General features: G+C 53.6%; 15 protein-coding genes. 6 read left to right on the top strand and 9 right to left on the bottom strand.

Going from position 1 to position 15,750, the window contains the following annotated elements; translation table 11 throughout:
• Positions 1-13: 13 nt before the first annotated feature.
• Positions 14-1,375 carry a UTP--glucose-1-phosphate uridylyltransferase gene (locus P7079_RS08275; RefSeq protein ID WP_278012764.1) on the top strand — a complete coding sequence of 454 codons (1,362 nt, stop codon included), beginning with the start codon at positions 14-16 and terminating at the stop codon, positions 1,373-1,375.
• 158 nt (positions 1,376-1,533) lie between these two features.
• Entirely contained in the window at positions 1,534-2,031 is a 498-nt protein-coding gene (locus tag P7079_RS08270; RefSeq protein WP_278012763.1) for a PTS sugar transporter subunit IIA, read from the top strand.
• 62 nt (positions 2,032-2,093) lie between these two features.
• Here P7079_RS08270 and P7079_RS08265 read toward each other — a convergent pair whose 3' ends face one another.
• From P7079_RS08265 to P7079_RS08250, 4 genes are all read right to left on the bottom strand, one after another.
• Positions 2,094-2,693, bottom strand: a complete 600-nt coding sequence (locus tag P7079_RS08265) for a methylated-DNA--[protein]-cysteine S-methyltransferase (protein WP_278012762.1) — start codon at positions 2,691-2,693, stop codon at positions 2,094-2,096.
• A gap of 649 nt (positions 2,694-3,342) precedes the next feature.
• Positions 3,343-4,659 carry a guanine deaminase gene (gene guaD / locus P7079_RS08260; RefSeq protein WP_278012761.1) on the bottom strand — a complete coding sequence of 439 codons (1,317 nt, stop codon included), beginning with the start codon at positions 4,657-4,659 and terminating at the stop codon, positions 3,343-3,345.
• A 276-nt stretch (positions 4,660-4,935) separates the two neighbouring features.
• Positions 4,936-5,610 carry a response regulator transcription factor gene (locus tag P7079_RS08255; RefSeq protein ID WP_278012760.1) on the bottom strand — a complete coding sequence of 225 codons (675 nt, stop codon included), beginning with the start codon at positions 5,608-5,610 and terminating at the stop codon, positions 4,936-4,938.
• Positions 5,603-6,733 carry a sensor histidine kinase gene (locus tag P7079_RS08250; RefSeq protein WP_278012759.1) on the bottom strand — a complete coding sequence of 377 codons (1,131 nt, stop codon included), beginning with the start codon at positions 6,731-6,733 and terminating at the stop codon, positions 5,603-5,605. Before P7079_RS08250 ends, P7079_RS08255 begins: the two co-directional genes overlap by 8 nt.
• A gap of 390 nt (positions 6,734-7,123) precedes the next feature.
• On the opposite strand from P7079_RS08250, the gene P7079_RS08245 reads away from it, so the two are divergent.
• Genes P7079_RS08245 through P7079_RS08235 form a run of 3 tightly spaced genes read left to right on the top strand, consistent with a single transcriptional unit; the run spans position 7,124 to position 10,318 of the window.
• Positions 7,124-7,420, top strand: coding sequence for a hypothetical protein (locus tag P7079_RS08245; protein ID WP_278012758.1), 297 nt, complete (start codon positions 7,124-7,126; stop codon positions 7,418-7,420).
• A 36-nt stretch (positions 7,421-7,456) separates the two neighbouring features.
• Positions 7,457-9,661, top strand: coding sequence for a hypothetical protein (locus tag P7079_RS08240; protein ID WP_278012757.1), 2,205 nt, complete (start codon positions 7,457-7,459; stop codon positions 9,659-9,661).
• Positions 9,662-9,670: 9 nt separating this feature from the next.
• On the top strand, positions 9,671-10,318 hold the full coding sequence (locus tag P7079_RS08235) for an ABC transporter ATP-binding protein (protein ID WP_278012756.1): 648 nt from the start codon (positions 9,671-9,673) through the stop codon (positions 10,316-10,318).
• Positions 10,319-10,449: 131 nt separating this feature from the next.
• Here P7079_RS08235 and P7079_RS08230 read toward each other — a convergent pair whose 3' ends face one another.
• The 5 genes from P7079_RS08230 to P7079_RS08210 form a co-directional block, all read right to left on the bottom strand.
• Complete coding sequence (locus tag P7079_RS08230; RefSeq protein ID WP_278012755.1) at positions 10,450-10,671, bottom strand: hypothetical protein; 222 nt, start codon at positions 10,669-10,671, stop codon at positions 10,450-10,452.
• 63 nt (positions 10,672-10,734) lie between these two features.
• A complete protein-coding gene (locus P7079_RS08225; protein WP_278012754.1) occupies positions 10,735-12,138 on the bottom strand; it encodes an alpha/beta fold hydrolase in 1,404 nt (467 codons plus the stop codon).
• A gap of 62 nt (positions 12,139-12,200) precedes the next feature.
• The gene (locus P7079_RS08220) at positions 12,201-12,785 is read right to left on the bottom strand and encodes an ArsR/SmtB family transcription factor (RefSeq protein WP_278012753.1); all 585 of its coding nucleotides are present in this window, start codon (positions 12,783-12,785) and stop codon (positions 12,201-12,203) included.
• The gene (locus P7079_RS08215) at positions 12,782-13,396 is read right to left on the bottom strand and encodes a 1-acyl-sn-glycerol-3-phosphate acyltransferase (RefSeq protein ID WP_340689362.1); all 615 of its coding nucleotides are present in this window, start codon (positions 13,394-13,396) and stop codon (positions 12,782-12,784) included. The genes P7079_RS08220 and P7079_RS08215 overlap by 4 nt, the downstream gene beginning before the upstream one ends.
• Positions 13,393-14,271, bottom strand: a complete 879-nt coding sequence (locus P7079_RS08210; RefSeq protein WP_278012752.1) for a DsbA family protein — start codon at positions 14,269-14,271, stop codon at positions 13,393-13,395. Before P7079_RS08210 ends, P7079_RS08215 begins: the two co-directional genes overlap by 4 nt.
• 101 nt (positions 14,272-14,372) lie before the next feature.
• Between P7079_RS08210 and P7079_RS08205 the strand changes: the two genes are divergently transcribed.
• Positions 14,373-15,722, top strand: a complete 1,350-nt coding sequence (locus P7079_RS08205; RefSeq protein WP_278012751.1) for a hypothetical protein — start codon at positions 14,373-14,375, stop codon at positions 15,720-15,722.
• Positions 15,723-15,750 lie beyond the last annotated feature (28 nt).

Genomic DNA, 15,750 nt, shown 5'->3' with positions numbered 1-15,750 from the left:
AACGGGAGAGAAAATGGAACTGACTGCTTCTCAAGTGCAGGCGTTGTCGCAGAATCTGGAAAAGCTGCGTGCCGACGGAGCCTCGGCGACGGCGCTGCGAGTATTCGAAGGATACTTCAGGCAGGTCGCCGGCGGGGCAACAGGACTGATCCCGGAGGACACAATTATTCCGATCACTGATGTTCCCGACATTCGTCACACCGACGTCGATCCTGACGATGCCCGCCGAGCTCTCGGCCAGACTGTCTTTTTCAAACTCAACGGCGGTTTGGGAACGTCGATGGGCCTCGACAAGGCGAAATCTCTCCTTCCTGTTCGTGATGGGTTGACCTTCCTTGACATCATGACCGAGCAGATCTTTAAAGCTCGCGAAAAAACGGGTGTGAATATCCCGCTGATGTTCCTCAATTCTTTCCGAACGCGCAGCGATACGCTCGATGTCGCCCACCCGGATCTCGCAACGGATCTTCCGCTGGACGTCTTGCAAAGTCGTGAGCCGAAGATCCTCGAGGATTCACTTGAGCCAGTGAGCTGGCCAGAGAACCCTGAACTTGAATGGTGTCCGCCCGGTCACGGTGACATTTATACAGCGTTTTACGAGAGCGGGATCTTGGATCAGATGCTCGACGCTGGATATCGATACTTGAACACCTCAAACTCCGATAATCTCGGCGCATACCCGAGTGCGTCAATCGCTGGCTGGTTCGCTCGGTCAGGAGCAGACTATTCTCCTGAGGTTTGCCACCGCACGCTCGCCGACGTCAAAGGTGGACACTTGGCGATTCGGAAGTCAGATGGACGTGTGATTTTGCGAGATACCGGCCAGACGCCGTCGGAGGATATGGCATGGTTTACGGATCTGTATCGTCATCCGTATTTCCACACAAATAATCTGTGGTTCAACATTGAGTCGTTGCGTGATCTTTTGCGCCGCACAGAGGGAGTGCTTGATCTGCCGTTGATCCGCAATCGGAAGAACGTTGATCCCACACAGTCCGATTCCCCTCACGTCATTCAGATGGAATGTGCCATGGGTGCGATCGTGGAAAAGTTCGCTAATTCGCAGCCCATCTGCGTTGGACGTGAGCGTTTCTTGCCAGTGAAAACAACGAACGACTTGGCTCTGGTGCGTTGCGACGCATATGAATATTCGCAAGATTCACGCTTGGTTTTGCGGCATCCGTCGGCTCCGGTCATTTCGCTCGATTCGCGCTATTACAAGTTTATTCAAGACTTTGACCGGCACTTCCTGAATTTACCATCGTTGGAGGCCTGCGAGTCCTTCACTGTACACGGCGAATGGTTCTTTGAAGGTGCCCTCAGCTTCAGTGGCAACGTCACTCTCGACGGCGAAGGTCGCGTGCGTGGAAAGTAACATCGCCGACGTCGGCGCGACTGCGTACGTATAACAGATGCAAAACTGGCGTCTGGGTTTCCTGGGGGCCAGTTCAATATCCCAAACTAACGTTTTCCGGTATGATGGTTGTGTGTTGAGCGCCGATTTCGGCGCTCGAATATTCTGAAAGGACAACGATGTTCAATATTTTCAAGAGGCATTCCGGCGATTCGCCGCTCTCGCACCAAGTTGATGTTTTTTCGCCGGTTCCTGGCAAGCTCAGCCCGCTTGAGCGAGTGCCAGATCCGACATTTGCTGGCGGACACATGGGTAAGGGATTCGCAGTATTGCCTGAGTCGAACGAATTTTGCGCTCCGATCTCTGGTGAGATCACGATGATTGCTGGCACGCATCACGCGTTCACAGTTCGCAGTGAGGGCGGTGCAGAAGTTCTTGTCCACATTGGTGTCAATACCGTGGGCCTGGGTGGCGTTGGTTTTAGCGCGGTTGCTGAGCTTGGGCAGAAGGTTGAGGCAGGAGACCCTGTGTTGCGCATCGACGATACTGTGGCGCAGCGCGCGGTGTCGATGCTGACTCCAGTTGTCGTGACATCACTGGTGAGCTATGCAGCATCCGAGCCTAATCTCGAAGCCGGAGCAGGTGAGCCGGTCATGGTTTTGATGCCTTCTGCGTGAGGGTTCTTGAGCCGACGCCTGTGCGTGTGTTGCGTACAGGCGTCGGTTTTTTACATCCGCTTTTAGGAGATGTGGTTGAACTCCGCTTCGACGAGTGCGGTCTTGAGTTGAGGTTTGCCCATGAACTTTCCGAAGTGTGTTGGCCACCGACCTGCCATGAGGGAATTTTCTATCTCCATGGGGATGACGCGGTGGCACGGGATGAAGAAGGGGATCGGGTTGTGGGAACAACAGGTGGCTGCGGCTCGCGTTGCTCGCGGACGACCCATCAGCTCAGCGAGTGAAGAGTACGTCACGAGCTCACCTGCGGGTATGTCGCGCAAGGCTCGGACGAATGCTTTGTGAAAATCGGTGCGCTTGCCGCTGACCGGCACCTGGGTGATGGCATCGAAGTCGCCTGACTGCCACGAGAAAACAGCACGTGCGGCGTGCTGATCAATTCCATGGAGGTCATTGATTGAGACAAGAGCGGTGTGTGGTGAATGTTCCTCGGACTCATAGAGAACCTGATTGCCGGTGTCAGAGCCGACCTGCTCACCCAGTCCGGGTGAGGACTGAATAAATTCGCTAGCAATGACGGTGTCGTTGGACGTGACCACTTGCAATAGCCAACTGTCAAGGTCAGGACGGCCGGTGTTGAAGGGAACGTAAATGGTGCTCATAGGAGTTATTATCCTGCACTATCTGAGCAGCGCAAAGGTGGAAAATACTAACAACACGGAGAGTAGCCCGTCACACCGAGAGGGCAGGACGGAGATTCCATCCTAAAGAGGGGATGCCCCGGGCGGTTTAAAAAATCTTCGTGTCGCAAACGGCCCGGGGCCCTCACCAGGGGTGCGACCCGGTGAGACTCTTGATGGTATGGACAATTGTGGCATGAGCGCAAGGGGAGTAAACCCCGCTTATGATTCCTTCACGGAAAAATATGTCCTGAATCGAGGGAAAATACGCAAAACTGTTGAGCCACTGAAATTAACTTCATGCACAGAAAAGTGCGCTCGTGGGGGTTTATTTAACAGTTCACCCAAGGGAGGCGAGGAGAGAATCCCTTTCTCAAAAAGTGAGGTAAATGTGGACTTCTCTCAGATCTGGGTTATGTGAGGAGTGTTGAGAATGGGGAGCGCCTGTGTTCAAAGAAGTAGCAGGAATTTCTGAATAAGCTGGATATTTATTCGCTTAAGTCTGCACCGAGACAAGTGTTTGAGCAGTAAAAATATTCTGTTGCAGGTCGAAGAAATTGTGATATATACGACGAATTATTCACCCTCCATTCAGTCTTTGCATAGATGTTCATTGATGTGAAATTTCATCTTATGCGTTACGATGTGTTCCCTCAGAGCGCAGATAGGCGCGCGAACCTGCCACATAGGTTGCAGCGACTGCACGGTCATCGGCCATCGTCATCTGGACGAACAGGGCGTCGAGCAGAGAATCAACGAAGCCCATTCGATACTCGATGAGTGGGGTTGAATGAAGATCAAGTACCACAAGATCAGCTTCGAACCCCGGGCTAATGTGGCCGATTTTGTTGTCCATGCCCAGTGCTTGTGCGCCTGCGCGGGTGGCAAGATAAAAACCGCGTCCAGCGTCCAGGGCGGTTCCGTTCATTTGCGCCGCAGAATATGCAGCGCCCAGGGTGCGGAGCATCGAAAAGCTTGTTCCAGCGCCCAGATCGGTTCCCAGTGACAGGCCGACGCCGGCGTCGGCGATCCGCTTGACGTTCAAGGCACCCGAGCCCAGGAAGAAATTTGACGTTGGGCAATGGGCAATACTTGCGCCACGTTCATGCATGATGCTGAGTTCGGTGTCGCTGAGATAGAGACCATGACCGAAAATCGACCGCTCCCGCACGAGTCCGTAATGGTCATAGACGTCGAGATATCCAGATCGCTGCGGGAACAATCGAGAAACAAGCTCAACTTCGTCGCGATTTTCACTGACATGAGTTTGAATGAGCACAGTGGGGTGTTCGGCAGCTAGCTGACCGAGCATGTCAAGTTGTTCAGGGCTTGAGGTAGGGGCAAAGCGAGGTGTGATGGCGTATTCGAGGCGGTCTGTCCCGTGCCAGCGCGATATCAACGCTGCGCTTTCATCGTAAGCGCGCTGTGGGGTATCCAGGAGCGGATCGGGCGCGTTGCGATCCATGGTAACTTTCCCCGCAATCAGGCGCATGTTGCGCTTCTGGGCCTCAGTAAAGATCGCATCTACCGACGTCGGGAACACCGTGGTGTACACGGCCGACGTCGTCGTGCCGTTGCGAAGCTGTTCATCGAGAAAGAGTTGCGCTACTGCGCGGGCATGGTCGGGATTGCTCAGGCTGAGTTCGGTTGAGTAGGTGTACTGTGTGAGCCAATCGAGGAGCTGCTTGCCAAAAGCAGCGATCATTTGGGTTTGTGAGTAATGGACGTGGGTGTCGATGAATCCCGGTAGAAGGAGGTGGTGAGGGTAGTGGTGGATGTCAGTGCCGTTGGGAAGTTGCGGCAGTAGTGTCTGCGCGTCGCCGACGTCGGTGATATGACCGTCCTTGATAAGGATCACGGCATCAGAGTGATACGTTGCTGCCTCGTCAAATGGCACCTCGAATGGGTTTGCTTGAAAGCTAAGATAAGCGCTATGGATTGCGAGCATTTTTATGCCCTTTCACTGCCTATGGATGAGGTATGTGACCCTAGAATCGTTTATATCCAGGGGGACGACACTGGCGCGTGTCGTGTGCGGCGCTCGAATTTTCCGAACGATTGCGCCACCGGGGTAGCGCCAAAAACTATAATACGCTATCTATCTACGGGGAGATAGCAGCATCGGGCGTACAACAGTATCAGAGTGCTATTGGAAAAATTCTTGATGTTCTTCGCACTCACGTCAGCTTCACGCTGTTTGTGATCGTTGTTGCCCATCCAGTGTTTAGTTACCGTCATGGACGAAGCCTGTTTTTGCTGCAGTGAGGATTATTTTGGCTCGGGAACGCATCCGTGTCATTGTCAGGATCTCAGTGACATATCCGCGCACCGTGGTCTCGGACAGTCCTTGACGCTGCGCGATTTCTTTGTTTGTGTAGGCCAGGACAACGTCGTCGAAAACGTTGCGCAGTCGGGGTGAAAGATTCTCAACTACCTCAACGAATTCGGCGAACTCTTCGCGCGAATGCTGGGACGCCAGATAGGAGGCAGTGAGTATCTGCGCCGGTGACGGGCCGAGCACAGTCTGCCCGGTCATCGCTAGGCGCACTTGCTCAACGAGTTGTTGGGGCATTGTGTCTTTCGTGAGGAATCCGGACACCCCGAGGCGCAGACAATGCTCAAGTGTGTTTGGGTGACGAAACGCGGTGAGCATGAGGATCTTCAGCTTGGGGCTGATGCGTTTGATTGTTTTCGCGGCGCTTGGCCCATCGGCACAGGGCATGTCAACGTCGAGGATGATCATGTCCGCGAGCCTCGTTGCAGCTGCGGTGATCGCTTCCTCACCGTCGTGAGCGACGGTGATCACCTCCATGTCGTCTTGCCGATCGAAAAACCGTGCAAGAACGGCGATGTACTGTTCGTCGTCGTCGGCGAGAATGATGCGAATCGGCTTACTCATTCGGTACCTCCAAAGCGAAGATCCACTTGTCGCGGATACGTGAATAATCGAGCGTGCCACCGCGGCGTTCCACCTGAATACGCAAGTTATCCAGGCCGTACCCGCCGGCCATCCCTGACTGTGGATGTTTGGCAATCGCGTTAGTAAACGTGAGCGAGGTATCCGTATCCCCAACATCGATGATGAGAATTGCGTGGGAATGATCGGGGGCGTACTTGAGGACGTTGGTTGCTTCTTCGCGTAGAGCAAGGGTTAAAAGCTGTTTGATCCGGACAGAGTGCTGTACAGAAGAAAGCGAATCGAGCGGATCGCCGTTGGGGCCGGTGATTCTTGTGGTTAACGTGATCGAGCGGGTTGAGAGCATTCGGCGGGTGTCGTCGAGGACATCGTTGAGTGGCTGATCACGCGCGGTTGAAAGATCGAGGATCATCGGGCGTAAGTTTCTCGAAGCACGCGTTGCGATAATGCTGATCTCTTTGAGTGTCTGACGCGCGTGTGGAGGAATGTCATTTTTTGCTAGGGTGTCGCCAACGAGGACGGCGATGTGTGCGATGTCTTTCGCGGTTGTGTCGTGAAGGAGGGAGGCGAGTTTTGTCTTGGTTTCGACGACGATTGTGGCATTTTCTTCTTCAAGTGTGTGGATCCGGCTGTGAATCCAGCGAAGGAAAAACCCCAACCCCACACAAAGGATGATGGGTGCGATGAATGAAAACACAACATCGATGGCATTCGCATGGGGAAACATCAATGATGCGCTGATCTGGAAAATTCCGAGTAATGAAAACGCTCGAAGGAAAAAGCCCGAATCGATCCAATCGATGATGATTGTGTATATCCCGAAAATGCAAATACCTGGAAGCTCAGGGAAAACCTGGAGGATCAGAATTGAAGCGTAGGAGATGAAAACTATCTGAAGAATCGTGGCCTGACTTGCGAGAGTAAAAAGTGCAACTGCAACTGATAGCCAGAGTGTGTTTTGGATAGTGGTTGCAGACCAAGCCAGGTCCGGAATTCCGAAGAGAAGCGCAATCAGAAAATAGGATATCGACCGAGGCGTGAGTAAATGTGATATTTGCATGTCAGCTGACAAAGAGTGTTCATTGGGAAACAACTGAAAACTCATTTGTTCATTATGCACCACGGAAACCAATTGTGTAAACGTGTTGAACATAGAAACGCTTGCCTGTGTCCTGATTGGTCAACAGGTTCCATGAGGCCCTCGAAATGAGACACAACTTGTCGCGGCACGGAGAGGTTGTCGTATGAAACATGAGGAGTGCTGATGAGAGAAGCAGTGAGGATGAGCGTAGCAGAAGCAGTTCGTAAAGCGATGTGGATCTTCATGAGGTTCTTTGAGGAATAGTGATTTTCTGGTATGTGAAGGTCACTGTAGGCAAGGAGAGAGAAATCGAATACCTACATTTGTAGGTATTGCATTTGGTGGAATCCGAGTTTTATAGGCCTGGCGCCAGGAAAACCTGGAACGTCACTAATCTTCAGAAAGGGGTTCCACATGAAGAAACAACTTGTCCGAGCAATGGGTGCTGCGGGCCTCGCATCGATGATGCTTGTCGGCGGCGTTGGGGCAGCATATGCCCAAACTGTCTACTACAAAGGCACAGCAGTGTATTGGGATCATGGACGTACATGGGGGGCATGGTCATATTCTGATGTAAACTCTGGCCGCTACGAGCACAGAGCGACTGCCAATTCGAAGACTACGCGGTGGATGCCTAAAGGCACGCGAGCGTACGCTACTGACTGGGTTGGAACCGGTACTGCCCGTGCTTACTGGGATTGCCGTGGATAAAACATGACGAATTTCTAGTGGATCGCGGAAGAAATAATGAAACGCTTTTTAAAGCTCACGCTGAGTTTGTTGATTGCTCTCGCTGGTGTTCTGGTTGGTTTGAGCTCCACGCTGTCTTTTGGTGACGAATATATGAGGGTGATTGCTGGCTATCCCGCAACAAACACTGTTCTGAATCTCTCGGCGATCAGTGATGATGGCCTTGTTGGAAAGGCGGTGCGGGTCGCTCAGGGTGAAGTGGAGAAAAATGGCGGTGTCATTGTTCGCCGTGATCCACTAGTCTCTCGCATCAATGGGCAAACTGAAGGTTATCGATTTGGTTTTGGCGGGAAGCTGTCGAATGCTCCTGCGCAAGCCGAATTAGAATTCGGCGGAGTGAAGATTTTTTCTCAAGAGAATCTCGCCGCCCTGTCCAAATCACAGCAAAAATCCACACTTGGGCTCGATCAGGTTCAAGCGGAGGTCATTGCTGATATTCCGAGCATTGACTTCTCATCTCGTGCCGTGGGCATGCATCTCGATGAACTCATTACCCGTTCAGGAACAGCGCGAGGAGCCTACTACGTTATCGGTCTGACTCCTTCCCGATTCGATAAGATCTCCGACAAAATTGCCGGAATCGTGGCTACTCCGAAAGCGCAGATCACAGCCATTACTTCCGGCGAGTCCGCTACGGAAGGTGTCTTTTTGCCGATCATTCGCGCCTTTCTTGCCATCGATCTCATCATGATCTCGATGATGTTCCTTGTGGGCATCTACCAGTCGATGAAACAGATGGGAATTTATCTTCTTCTCGGACTCACAAAGCGTGAGTTCCTCACCACCATGTGGCGTTTTAGCCTGATAGGGGCAGGAATTGGAGTTGCGAGTATCGGCGTGATCGAGGTCTGGGAGCGCTGGGAATTTTCTATCAATACACAAACCGTGATTGATATTTCAGCAAATATTGGGCTGTACATTGTGTCGTTGCTGATCGCATGTGTGCCAACAATTTTAGCAGCGAGTGCAATACATCCGGTGAATGCTATTCGAAATCGAGTTTCTCAGCGCGTCATCGTTGGTGCTATCGCAGTCCTCTTTATTCTCACCAGCGGAGCATCGATCACGGGGCTACACTTCATCGATGGTCCCATGATTCAGATTGCGAAAATCCAAGAGATCCGATCGCAGTGGCAACCCGTGGAACAAACGCGGATCCTCCATGAGGACAGACCTGGCACGAATCAGCTTTCAAGTAATGGAGCGAGTGAAGGAAAACAACGCGAATACTTCAATTGGTATGCCTCGATTGAAGACAAACCTGGAGTTCAACTGATTAACACTTTTGACTTCAATGCTCAGACAATTAAGCAGTGGCGTGAAGATTTTTCATACGAAAACCTGCCGATTGAGCCATTTTGGTATTTTGCTGCTTCGCCGAATTACCTACGGTCAACACACTTTGATGTTCCAAAAACTGATGAAGAACTTGCCCGTTCCGGGGTGCGTGTCTACTACATTCCAGAGAGCTACTCTCGGGAGCAACAAAAGGCGATTCGCGGATGGCTGACTGAAAACGACAAAGACCGTCTCGATTCTCCTATCGTGACGAAATTTACGAAGAACCCACGATTCGAATTCCGCACCTATATTCCACGTGAAAAGTTCTTCACATGGAATGCGCAGGCACCACAAAATTCGACAGTGAGCGACCCCGTCATTTATCTGGCGACAACGGAGAATATGACGTATTTCGAGAACGAAAGCCTCGGGGCAACCGGTTTGGAAGATAGTTACATCAAGCTTGATGCGCAGGCGGCTGAAAAATACGCAAACGAGCGGTACCTTTCCCAGTACCATCTGGAAGATAATGCGCCACAGTTCATCCCTGTCTCCGATTTCCTTGCAGGGCTTCACAAATCGTTTGTACGTCTTCTTCAGCTATTCGGAACAGTGATCGCGCTGGGCGCTCTCATCGAGACCATCCTCCTTGTGGGGCTGGTACAGCTCTATGGCAAGGCCCATGCCCAGTGCGTCGCGGTGATGAGGCTTCTGGGATATCCGCTCATTCGTATTTTCTGGGCGCCGTTCGCTCTTGTCTTTGCAACGACAGTGATCGGAACACTCATAGGTATCCCACTAAAGTCCGATGGAATTCTCTGCATCACCCCCATTCTCGGGGCGATCCAAATCGTTGTGCTCTTCGCAGTTGCTCGCCGAACGGCCACCACCCATATTTCCCACATTCTCAAAGCAAACTAAGGATATCTCATGTCAATCCTCGAAGTTCAGAACTTGACGAAAAAATACGGCAAGCGCACCATCATTGAATCGCTCAGCTTCACGCTTGAATCACAACAAACCATGGCGATCACAGGTCAATCCGGAAGCGGAAAATCAACGCTCCTCAACATGATTGGTTTACTTGAAGAACCGACGTCTGGAACGATTCGCATTGATGGGAAAGATACGCCAGGGATCAACTCGTCTGCCGCAACGAAGTTGAGGCGCTCCGTGATCAGCTACCTTTTCCAATCCTATGCGCTTTTGGAATCGCAAACTGCGCTCCAAAACGTTCTTCTCGGAATGAAGTATTCGCCGCTGCCGAAGAAAAACCATGAAGCGGAGGCGCGACGGGTACTCAAAATCCTCGGTTTGGGGAGCGTGATCGATGCTAGTGTTTACACCCTTTCGGGTGGAGAACAACAGCGCGTGGCAATTGCGCGGTGTATGCTTAAGCCAGGGAAAATTATTTTGGCAGACGAACCAACCGGCGCGCTTGATCAACATCTTGCGGGAGTTGTCCTTGACGAACTCTTTGTGCTGTGTCGAGAATTTGGTAAGGCGCTGGTGATGGTGACACACGATCCCGCAATTGCGCAGCGCTGCGAGCGCCAACTTCGAATCGGAACGAACTGATTTTCGCACTGTCTGGGTAGTGAGATAATTTCGCTGCTGTCCTCACCAGCGCATACGCGTTCTATGTGTTGCAGAAGAACCGTTGGCATACTCGCGAATGACGGCGAAGCGTGCGAAACCGAGTGGGGAACCTACTTCTTCGGGCGCTTCGCTCGTTGCTTGCGTCGCAGACGCCACGCCACTGCCATACACACGGCCCACACTGTGAGCGGGCCGGCGGCGGTCAGTGCCAACATCGCCCAGTGCATTTCGAACCAGGCTAAGATGAAGGTCATCGCCGCTCCATAGGCGAAAAATGCCCAGCCGATCCACGACCATTTCCCTGCGCGGTTACGTTCGAAGAAATCTGCCACGATGCTCCTTTGGGTTTCTTTTGTTGCTGTGTGGTGACTCTATGTTGGTAAGTAACGAAGCGTTCAGGCTCGTTTGCCCCAGACGTCAGCCAGTTCGGCTTTCAAGCCGGAGATAATATCCGACGACTGCGTGGAGAGTGCGTCATGATGGAATGTTGGATGCTCGATCTGCTTGAGCCCGCGGATCTGTGCCGCCGTTTCACGTGAAATTTCGATCGGCACGAACATATCTGGTTCGTACATCCACGCCGCTGCCGGAACACTGTTCTTCGCCAGAACCTCCTCACGATGGAGTGAGGGTAAATCATCGCGTTCGTGGAGTGCGTTCACGGCCGCTCCCAGCCCGCGCAAAGCAGGATCTGTTTGCGCCATCCAGGGGAATTCGTGCTCACCCGAGAAACGGAAACCAAGGCCACGGGCGCGAAGTTCACGTTCGCCGTCTCCGCCTGCGGAAAGCTCAGGAAGTGTGAATTGTTCACATTCGGTGCGGATTCGTTGTGCCGACCAACGCGTGGCGAGTCCTGGACCTGCATAGATCGACTCGTGGAGCGCCCAATACATTGGGCAGCTGGCATAAGAAATATGATCGGCCACCTGTGTGAGGAAACGTTGAGTCAGACGCGTGCGCCCGCCGACTTCCACAAACGGGTTTTCGAGCAGGCCATGCAAAGTTTCCAAACCATAACTGCGGCCAAGATTAATGCCAAGCATTCGGAAACGCCCAGGCGTGAGGATCTCGCCAGTGGGGAGGAGCTCAGCCGCGTGAGGATCGCCCGATTCAAGGGCTGCGGCTGCACCAGCGGCGAGATGTTCGGCAACATGCCACGCGGTCGTTTCGTCGCAAGGGTAACGTTCGAAAAACTCGGCGTTACGTCGATCAGTAGAGGCCCAGGTCAAACGGTAGACATCGTCGGCGTGGCGATGTGTGGAAACGAGACCCGCGACGATCATTGCTGCGCTCAGACCTTCGGGCGCGAGTGAAAGATATGAGGTGACACAGAAACCACCAAAGCTTTGCCCCAGAGCGGCCCACGGCTCGTCGCCTTGGAGTTCGCGACGCAGCGCTTCGGCGTCGCGAATGATCGAATCTGCGCGGAAACACGCAAGGTAGACGGCTTGCGCGTCGGCGTCGCCCACCACAGGCACCGTGACTTGGTCTAACGCATGAGACTGACCGGTGCCGCGCTCGTCGATCAAGACAAGGCGGTAGTCATCGAGTACGTCGTTGATCCAGCCACCGATTGGCGCCGGCCGGTTTGCAGGGAAACCTGGGCCGCCCTGGAAGTACACCAGACGAGGCGCGTTCTCGCGTCCCTCGCGCACGATTTCGCGTGCAAAAACAGTGATCGTTTTCGGGAAATGTGCGCTGGACGCATACGGCGTCAGGGAGCCGTCCCAGTCGAGGGGAACCTGGAGGCGGTGCTCAAACGTCGTGTGGCCTGGAAGTGTAAAAGAGGCGGTTTGCATAGCACAAGCCTAGCGCGCTTCACTCGCAGGAGCGATGAGAGCATACTCGTGTTGATTATTTGTTAGCGCAAGGCTGCGAGGATTGCGGCCAACTGAGGGCCGCGGTCAGGAGAAAGATGGTATTCACCCTCGGTCATCTCGACCCACCCCGCACTGGTCAGAGCTTTCATGTGGTGATACACCTGGCCAGTAGTGCCTGTCGATAGTGCTTCAACCAACTCGCGCACGCTCATCGCACGCTCGGCCGTGAGTTGCAGAATCTCAAGACGGATCGGATGTGCCAGCGCGCTCAAATCGTGTGAAACCTTCGCCGCGTCGAGCGCACGGAACGCGGTCGCGATTGCGCTACTTGCCGCGCTTGCGTGTGCAACGTGAGGTAACGGCTGATGGGATTCGGGAAAGATGTCGATTGGGTCGCGCTCGCGGTTCTTATCCTCCGCCGCTGAACTCAATGCCTCGGCCCGCAAGTCCTTGAGTTCTTCACGCATCGCATCGAGGAGAACGGACTGGTTCTCCAACATGGTGATCGCAGTAGCTACTGGGAGCTGAAGTGAATCAACCACCAGCTTGGCGACTTCGGCCCGCGTGCTCTGTGACTGCGTCGATTTCACAGAGTCAAAGGCACGCGGGTAGTCGAAGTTGTTCACGAGTTCTCACCTGCAGACGAGTCACCGGCCGATGTCTGCGAGCCGTTACCAGCATCTTCAGCGCGCAGGCGTGGAGTAGAGATGCGCCTATCGCGCATTCCCTTCTTGTCAGCATAGAAAGCGCGGATGACGTCCATATCGGCTCTCATATCGCCGGTCAACGTGATGTGTGGCCCCCAACCATAGGTACGAGTTTTTGCGTCGATAAAACCCAAAACAACTGGAACGTTGGCGCCAAGAGCAATGTGGTAGAAGCCTGAACGCCAATAGGTACGCTGTGAACGAGTACCTTCGGGGGCGATGATCAAGGTGAAGTCATCAGTTTTCTTCGCTTGTTCCACAGCCGCCCCGACCATTCCCTGCGGGTGTGAGCGATCTACTCCCATGCCACCTACCCACTTAATGAGCGGAGAAATCGGTCCGCGCATGAGCGAGTCTTTGACAAGGAATCTGAAATCGCGTTTCAGATCCCAAAACGCAACCGCCATCAAGATACCGTCCCAAATAGAGGTGTGCGGAGCGCCGATGACAATCGCTTTTTCCGGCAATGGTTCATGGACAAATGTCCAACGAGAAACCGCTTGAAATGCCTTGGAAATGAGGTGCTTCACTGAGATCCCTTCGTCTTAGCCTCGCTCTCAACAACTTGCGCAAACACGTCAACCGGGTAGCTGCCGTCCACAAACTGTTCTCCCACCAGAATACTGGGAACGAACTCGAAGCCAAGTTTGTTGATTCCTCGATCATAGGTGGCTTTGACTTGTGAAGCTACCGTATCGGACTCCATATCTTTGGCGAACTTCTCCAAATCGGGCACTCCAGCTTCCTGTGCAATTCCCTTGAGGAATTGTGGGGTGTAATCCGGATGACTGCCATCCTTCCACGAGCCAAAGAGCGCGTCATGGAAGGGGAGGTACTTCCCTTGTATGCCAGCTGCAATTGCTGCCTTCGCTGCCAGGGTTGACTGATCGCCGAGGATCGGTAGCTCAGAAAACTCGATGCGTAGGGTGCCGTTATCAACATACTTTTGCAACGCAGGGATCTTTTCGCGCGCAAACGACAGGCAATGAGGACAACGGTAATCCGAGTACACGCTCATCACTACCGGGGCATCAACTTTTCCGATAGCCATCGGATCGCCTTCTTGCCGGCGTTGCTGAGAGGCGATGAGCTTCTTGACTTTGTCGCTCTGCTCGACAGGTGTGAACCGCCCAGCTCCAGTTTCTTCCGTCGCTGGTGCCGACGCCGAGGCGCTTGTCGCTCGTGAGGTCGGCGTTGACGAACTTGTCTTCCACACAAGCATCGTCATCACCAGGGCAACAACAACGACAGTGGCAACGCAGACCAGTGCAATGAGGAGGCTGCGGCGACTTTTCGTCGAAGGCTGAGTGTGTGAGGGTAGTGGAGTGGGTGTACCGCTGTGAACAAGAGCATCGTCTTCGAGTTCGCGTGCAGGTGGGAATGTGTTCTGGTTGGACTCGGACATTGTTCCTCCTTAGACATCTGACACAATTTAACCACGTCGATACATCAATAAATTCAGGACCACAGTCGTGGGGGATTCGCCAGTCCTGCTAGCCTAGGGACGTGAAGTTCTTTGCTCCTCTTGCTTTCGTGACGGCTACCCTTGCAGTGCTCGCCGGTTGTTCGCCCGCAGTCAAGCCAGCTCCGACGCCGTCATCGACGTCGTCGTCGAGTGCAACTGTCCACACACGTAACCCATACCAAGGCGGTGCCGAGGAGGCATGGAGTGCGGAACTAGCCGACGAGCCTGAAGCGGTCACGTACGATCCCGAAACAAAAACTTTGGTGGTGCTCTCAAGCCATCATTCGTTGCGACGCCTGACCGGCTACACCGTCACCGGGAAAAACACAGCACTTCCGACGTGGCGTTACTACCTTCCCACTGGATCAACGCTGACCGCGCTCGACGCTGGAGCAGGCTCGATTTACCTCACGGTTGGTCTTGCCGACGCCGGCGGCAAAGGTGGAGAAAACCTCGACGACGAACGTCCAGAGTCACGCGCGGCGCGTTCAGATCTTGTGATTCTTTCAGCTCGGACAGGAAGTGTAAATTTTACCTGGTCAACAGATAATTCTCTGGGCGGGGATATTCCGCAGATTGTGGGTGCGTTTGGTCAGAGCCTCGGGGTAGTCAATGTTGGCCGTAGCTCGTCGGTCGTCGCTATGCTCGGCGCAAACGGAGCAGTCCAGAACCAACAGCGCACATATTTTCCGCCCAGCCGTACGCTTGAGCCTCAGGTGAGTCCAGGGCTCGTTCGCTTGCAAACGAATAAGAATGGCAACGGCGAGTACATCCAGTTGCCATCGCTTGCGTATGCACAGGGGAACGCGTGCTGGTCGGCAACCGACGGCGTCGTCTGTCTGGCTGCGGAGGGGACACTTGACTCAGATGCGAGCAAAGGAGTCAATCACGCCCCCCAGGTTCAGACAACTCCCGGTGATCAACAGTCAGCGACACCGAAAACCGAGGAATCAGCGAAGGTAACGAACCACGCCACTGATGGCTCCGGCGTCGTTGTTGTTGAATGGAACTCGAATGGTCACGCCGTGTCGATCACTCCTGCCCCTAGCTCAAGTGCCGCTTTTTCGTACGCGCTTGCGGGGATGAATGCGGATGTCACCAGTCGCGAGTTGCGACAGGCACTTCTTGCGCACGTCGAGAAGACGACGCAAGGGGAACCAGCGCTCCTCAATGATGGACACTGGATTAGCAAATCACAGTGGAAAATCAGCGGTGAACCTGTTGCCCTCGGAGCACCTTTTGTTCAGGCTGGGGCGAATATCGCAGATGTGACAAACGCAAAGACCGTGAATAAGCCAGGTACACAAGGAATCGTCGGCGCCGGGTCAGCCCACACAATGTTCTTCCAATGGGACGGTAAGAAACTGACGTATCTGCGTCCCTTGGGGTGAGAACACTCAAAGTGTCTGGCTGACGAGC

The sequence above is a fragment of the Arcanobacterium canis genome (assembly GCF_029625435.1).
GTDB lineage: Bacteria > Actinomycetota > Actinomycetes > Actinomycetales > Actinomycetaceae > Arcanobacterium > Arcanobacterium canis.
Note: the sequence above shows the minus strand (reverse complement) of the source record. Positions and strands in the feature narration are given on the sequence as shown.

Excerpts from the sequence above, each read along its gene's own strand:
- P7079_RS08275 (WP_278012764.1), top strand. The coding sequence starts at position 14 with ATGGAACTGACTGCTTCTCAAGTGCAGGCGTTGTCGCAGAATCTGGAA.
- P7079_RS08270 (WP_278012763.1), top strand. The coding sequence starts at position 1,534 with ATGTTCAATATTTTCAAGAGGCATTCCGGCGATTCGCCGCTCTCGCAC.
- P7079_RS08265 (WP_278012762.1), bottom strand. The coding sequence starts at position 2,693 with ATGAGCACCATTTACGTTCCCTTCAACACCGGCCGTCCTGACCTTGAC.
- guaD (WP_278012761.1), bottom strand. The coding sequence starts at position 4,659 with ATGCTCGCAATCCATAGCGCTTATCTTAGCTTTCAAGCAAACCCATTC.
- P7079_RS08255 (WP_278012760.1), bottom strand. The coding sequence starts at position 5,610 with ATGAGTAAGCCGATTCGCATCATTCTCGCCGACGACGACGAACAGTAC.
- P7079_RS08250 (WP_278012759.1), bottom strand. The coding sequence starts at position 6,733 with ATGAGTTTTCAGTTGTTTCCCAATGAACACTCTTTGTCAGCTGACATG.
- P7079_RS08245 (WP_278012758.1), top strand. The coding sequence starts at position 7,124 with ATGAAGAAACAACTTGTCCGAGCAATGGGTGCTGCGGGCCTCGCATCG.
- P7079_RS08240 (WP_278012757.1), top strand. The coding sequence starts at position 7,457 with ATGAAACGCTTTTTAAAGCTCACGCTGAGTTTGTTGATTGCTCTCGCT.
- P7079_RS08235 (WP_278012756.1), top strand. The coding sequence starts at position 9,671 with ATGTCAATCCTCGAAGTTCAGAACTTGACGAAAAAATACGGCAAGCGC.
- P7079_RS08225 (WP_278012754.1), bottom strand. The coding sequence starts at position 12,138 with ATGCAAACCGCCTCTTTTACACTTCCAGGCCACACGACGTTTGAGCAC.
- P7079_RS08210 (WP_278012752.1), bottom strand. The coding sequence starts at position 14,271 with ATGTCCGAGTCCAACCAGAACACATTCCCACCTGCACGCGAACTCGAA.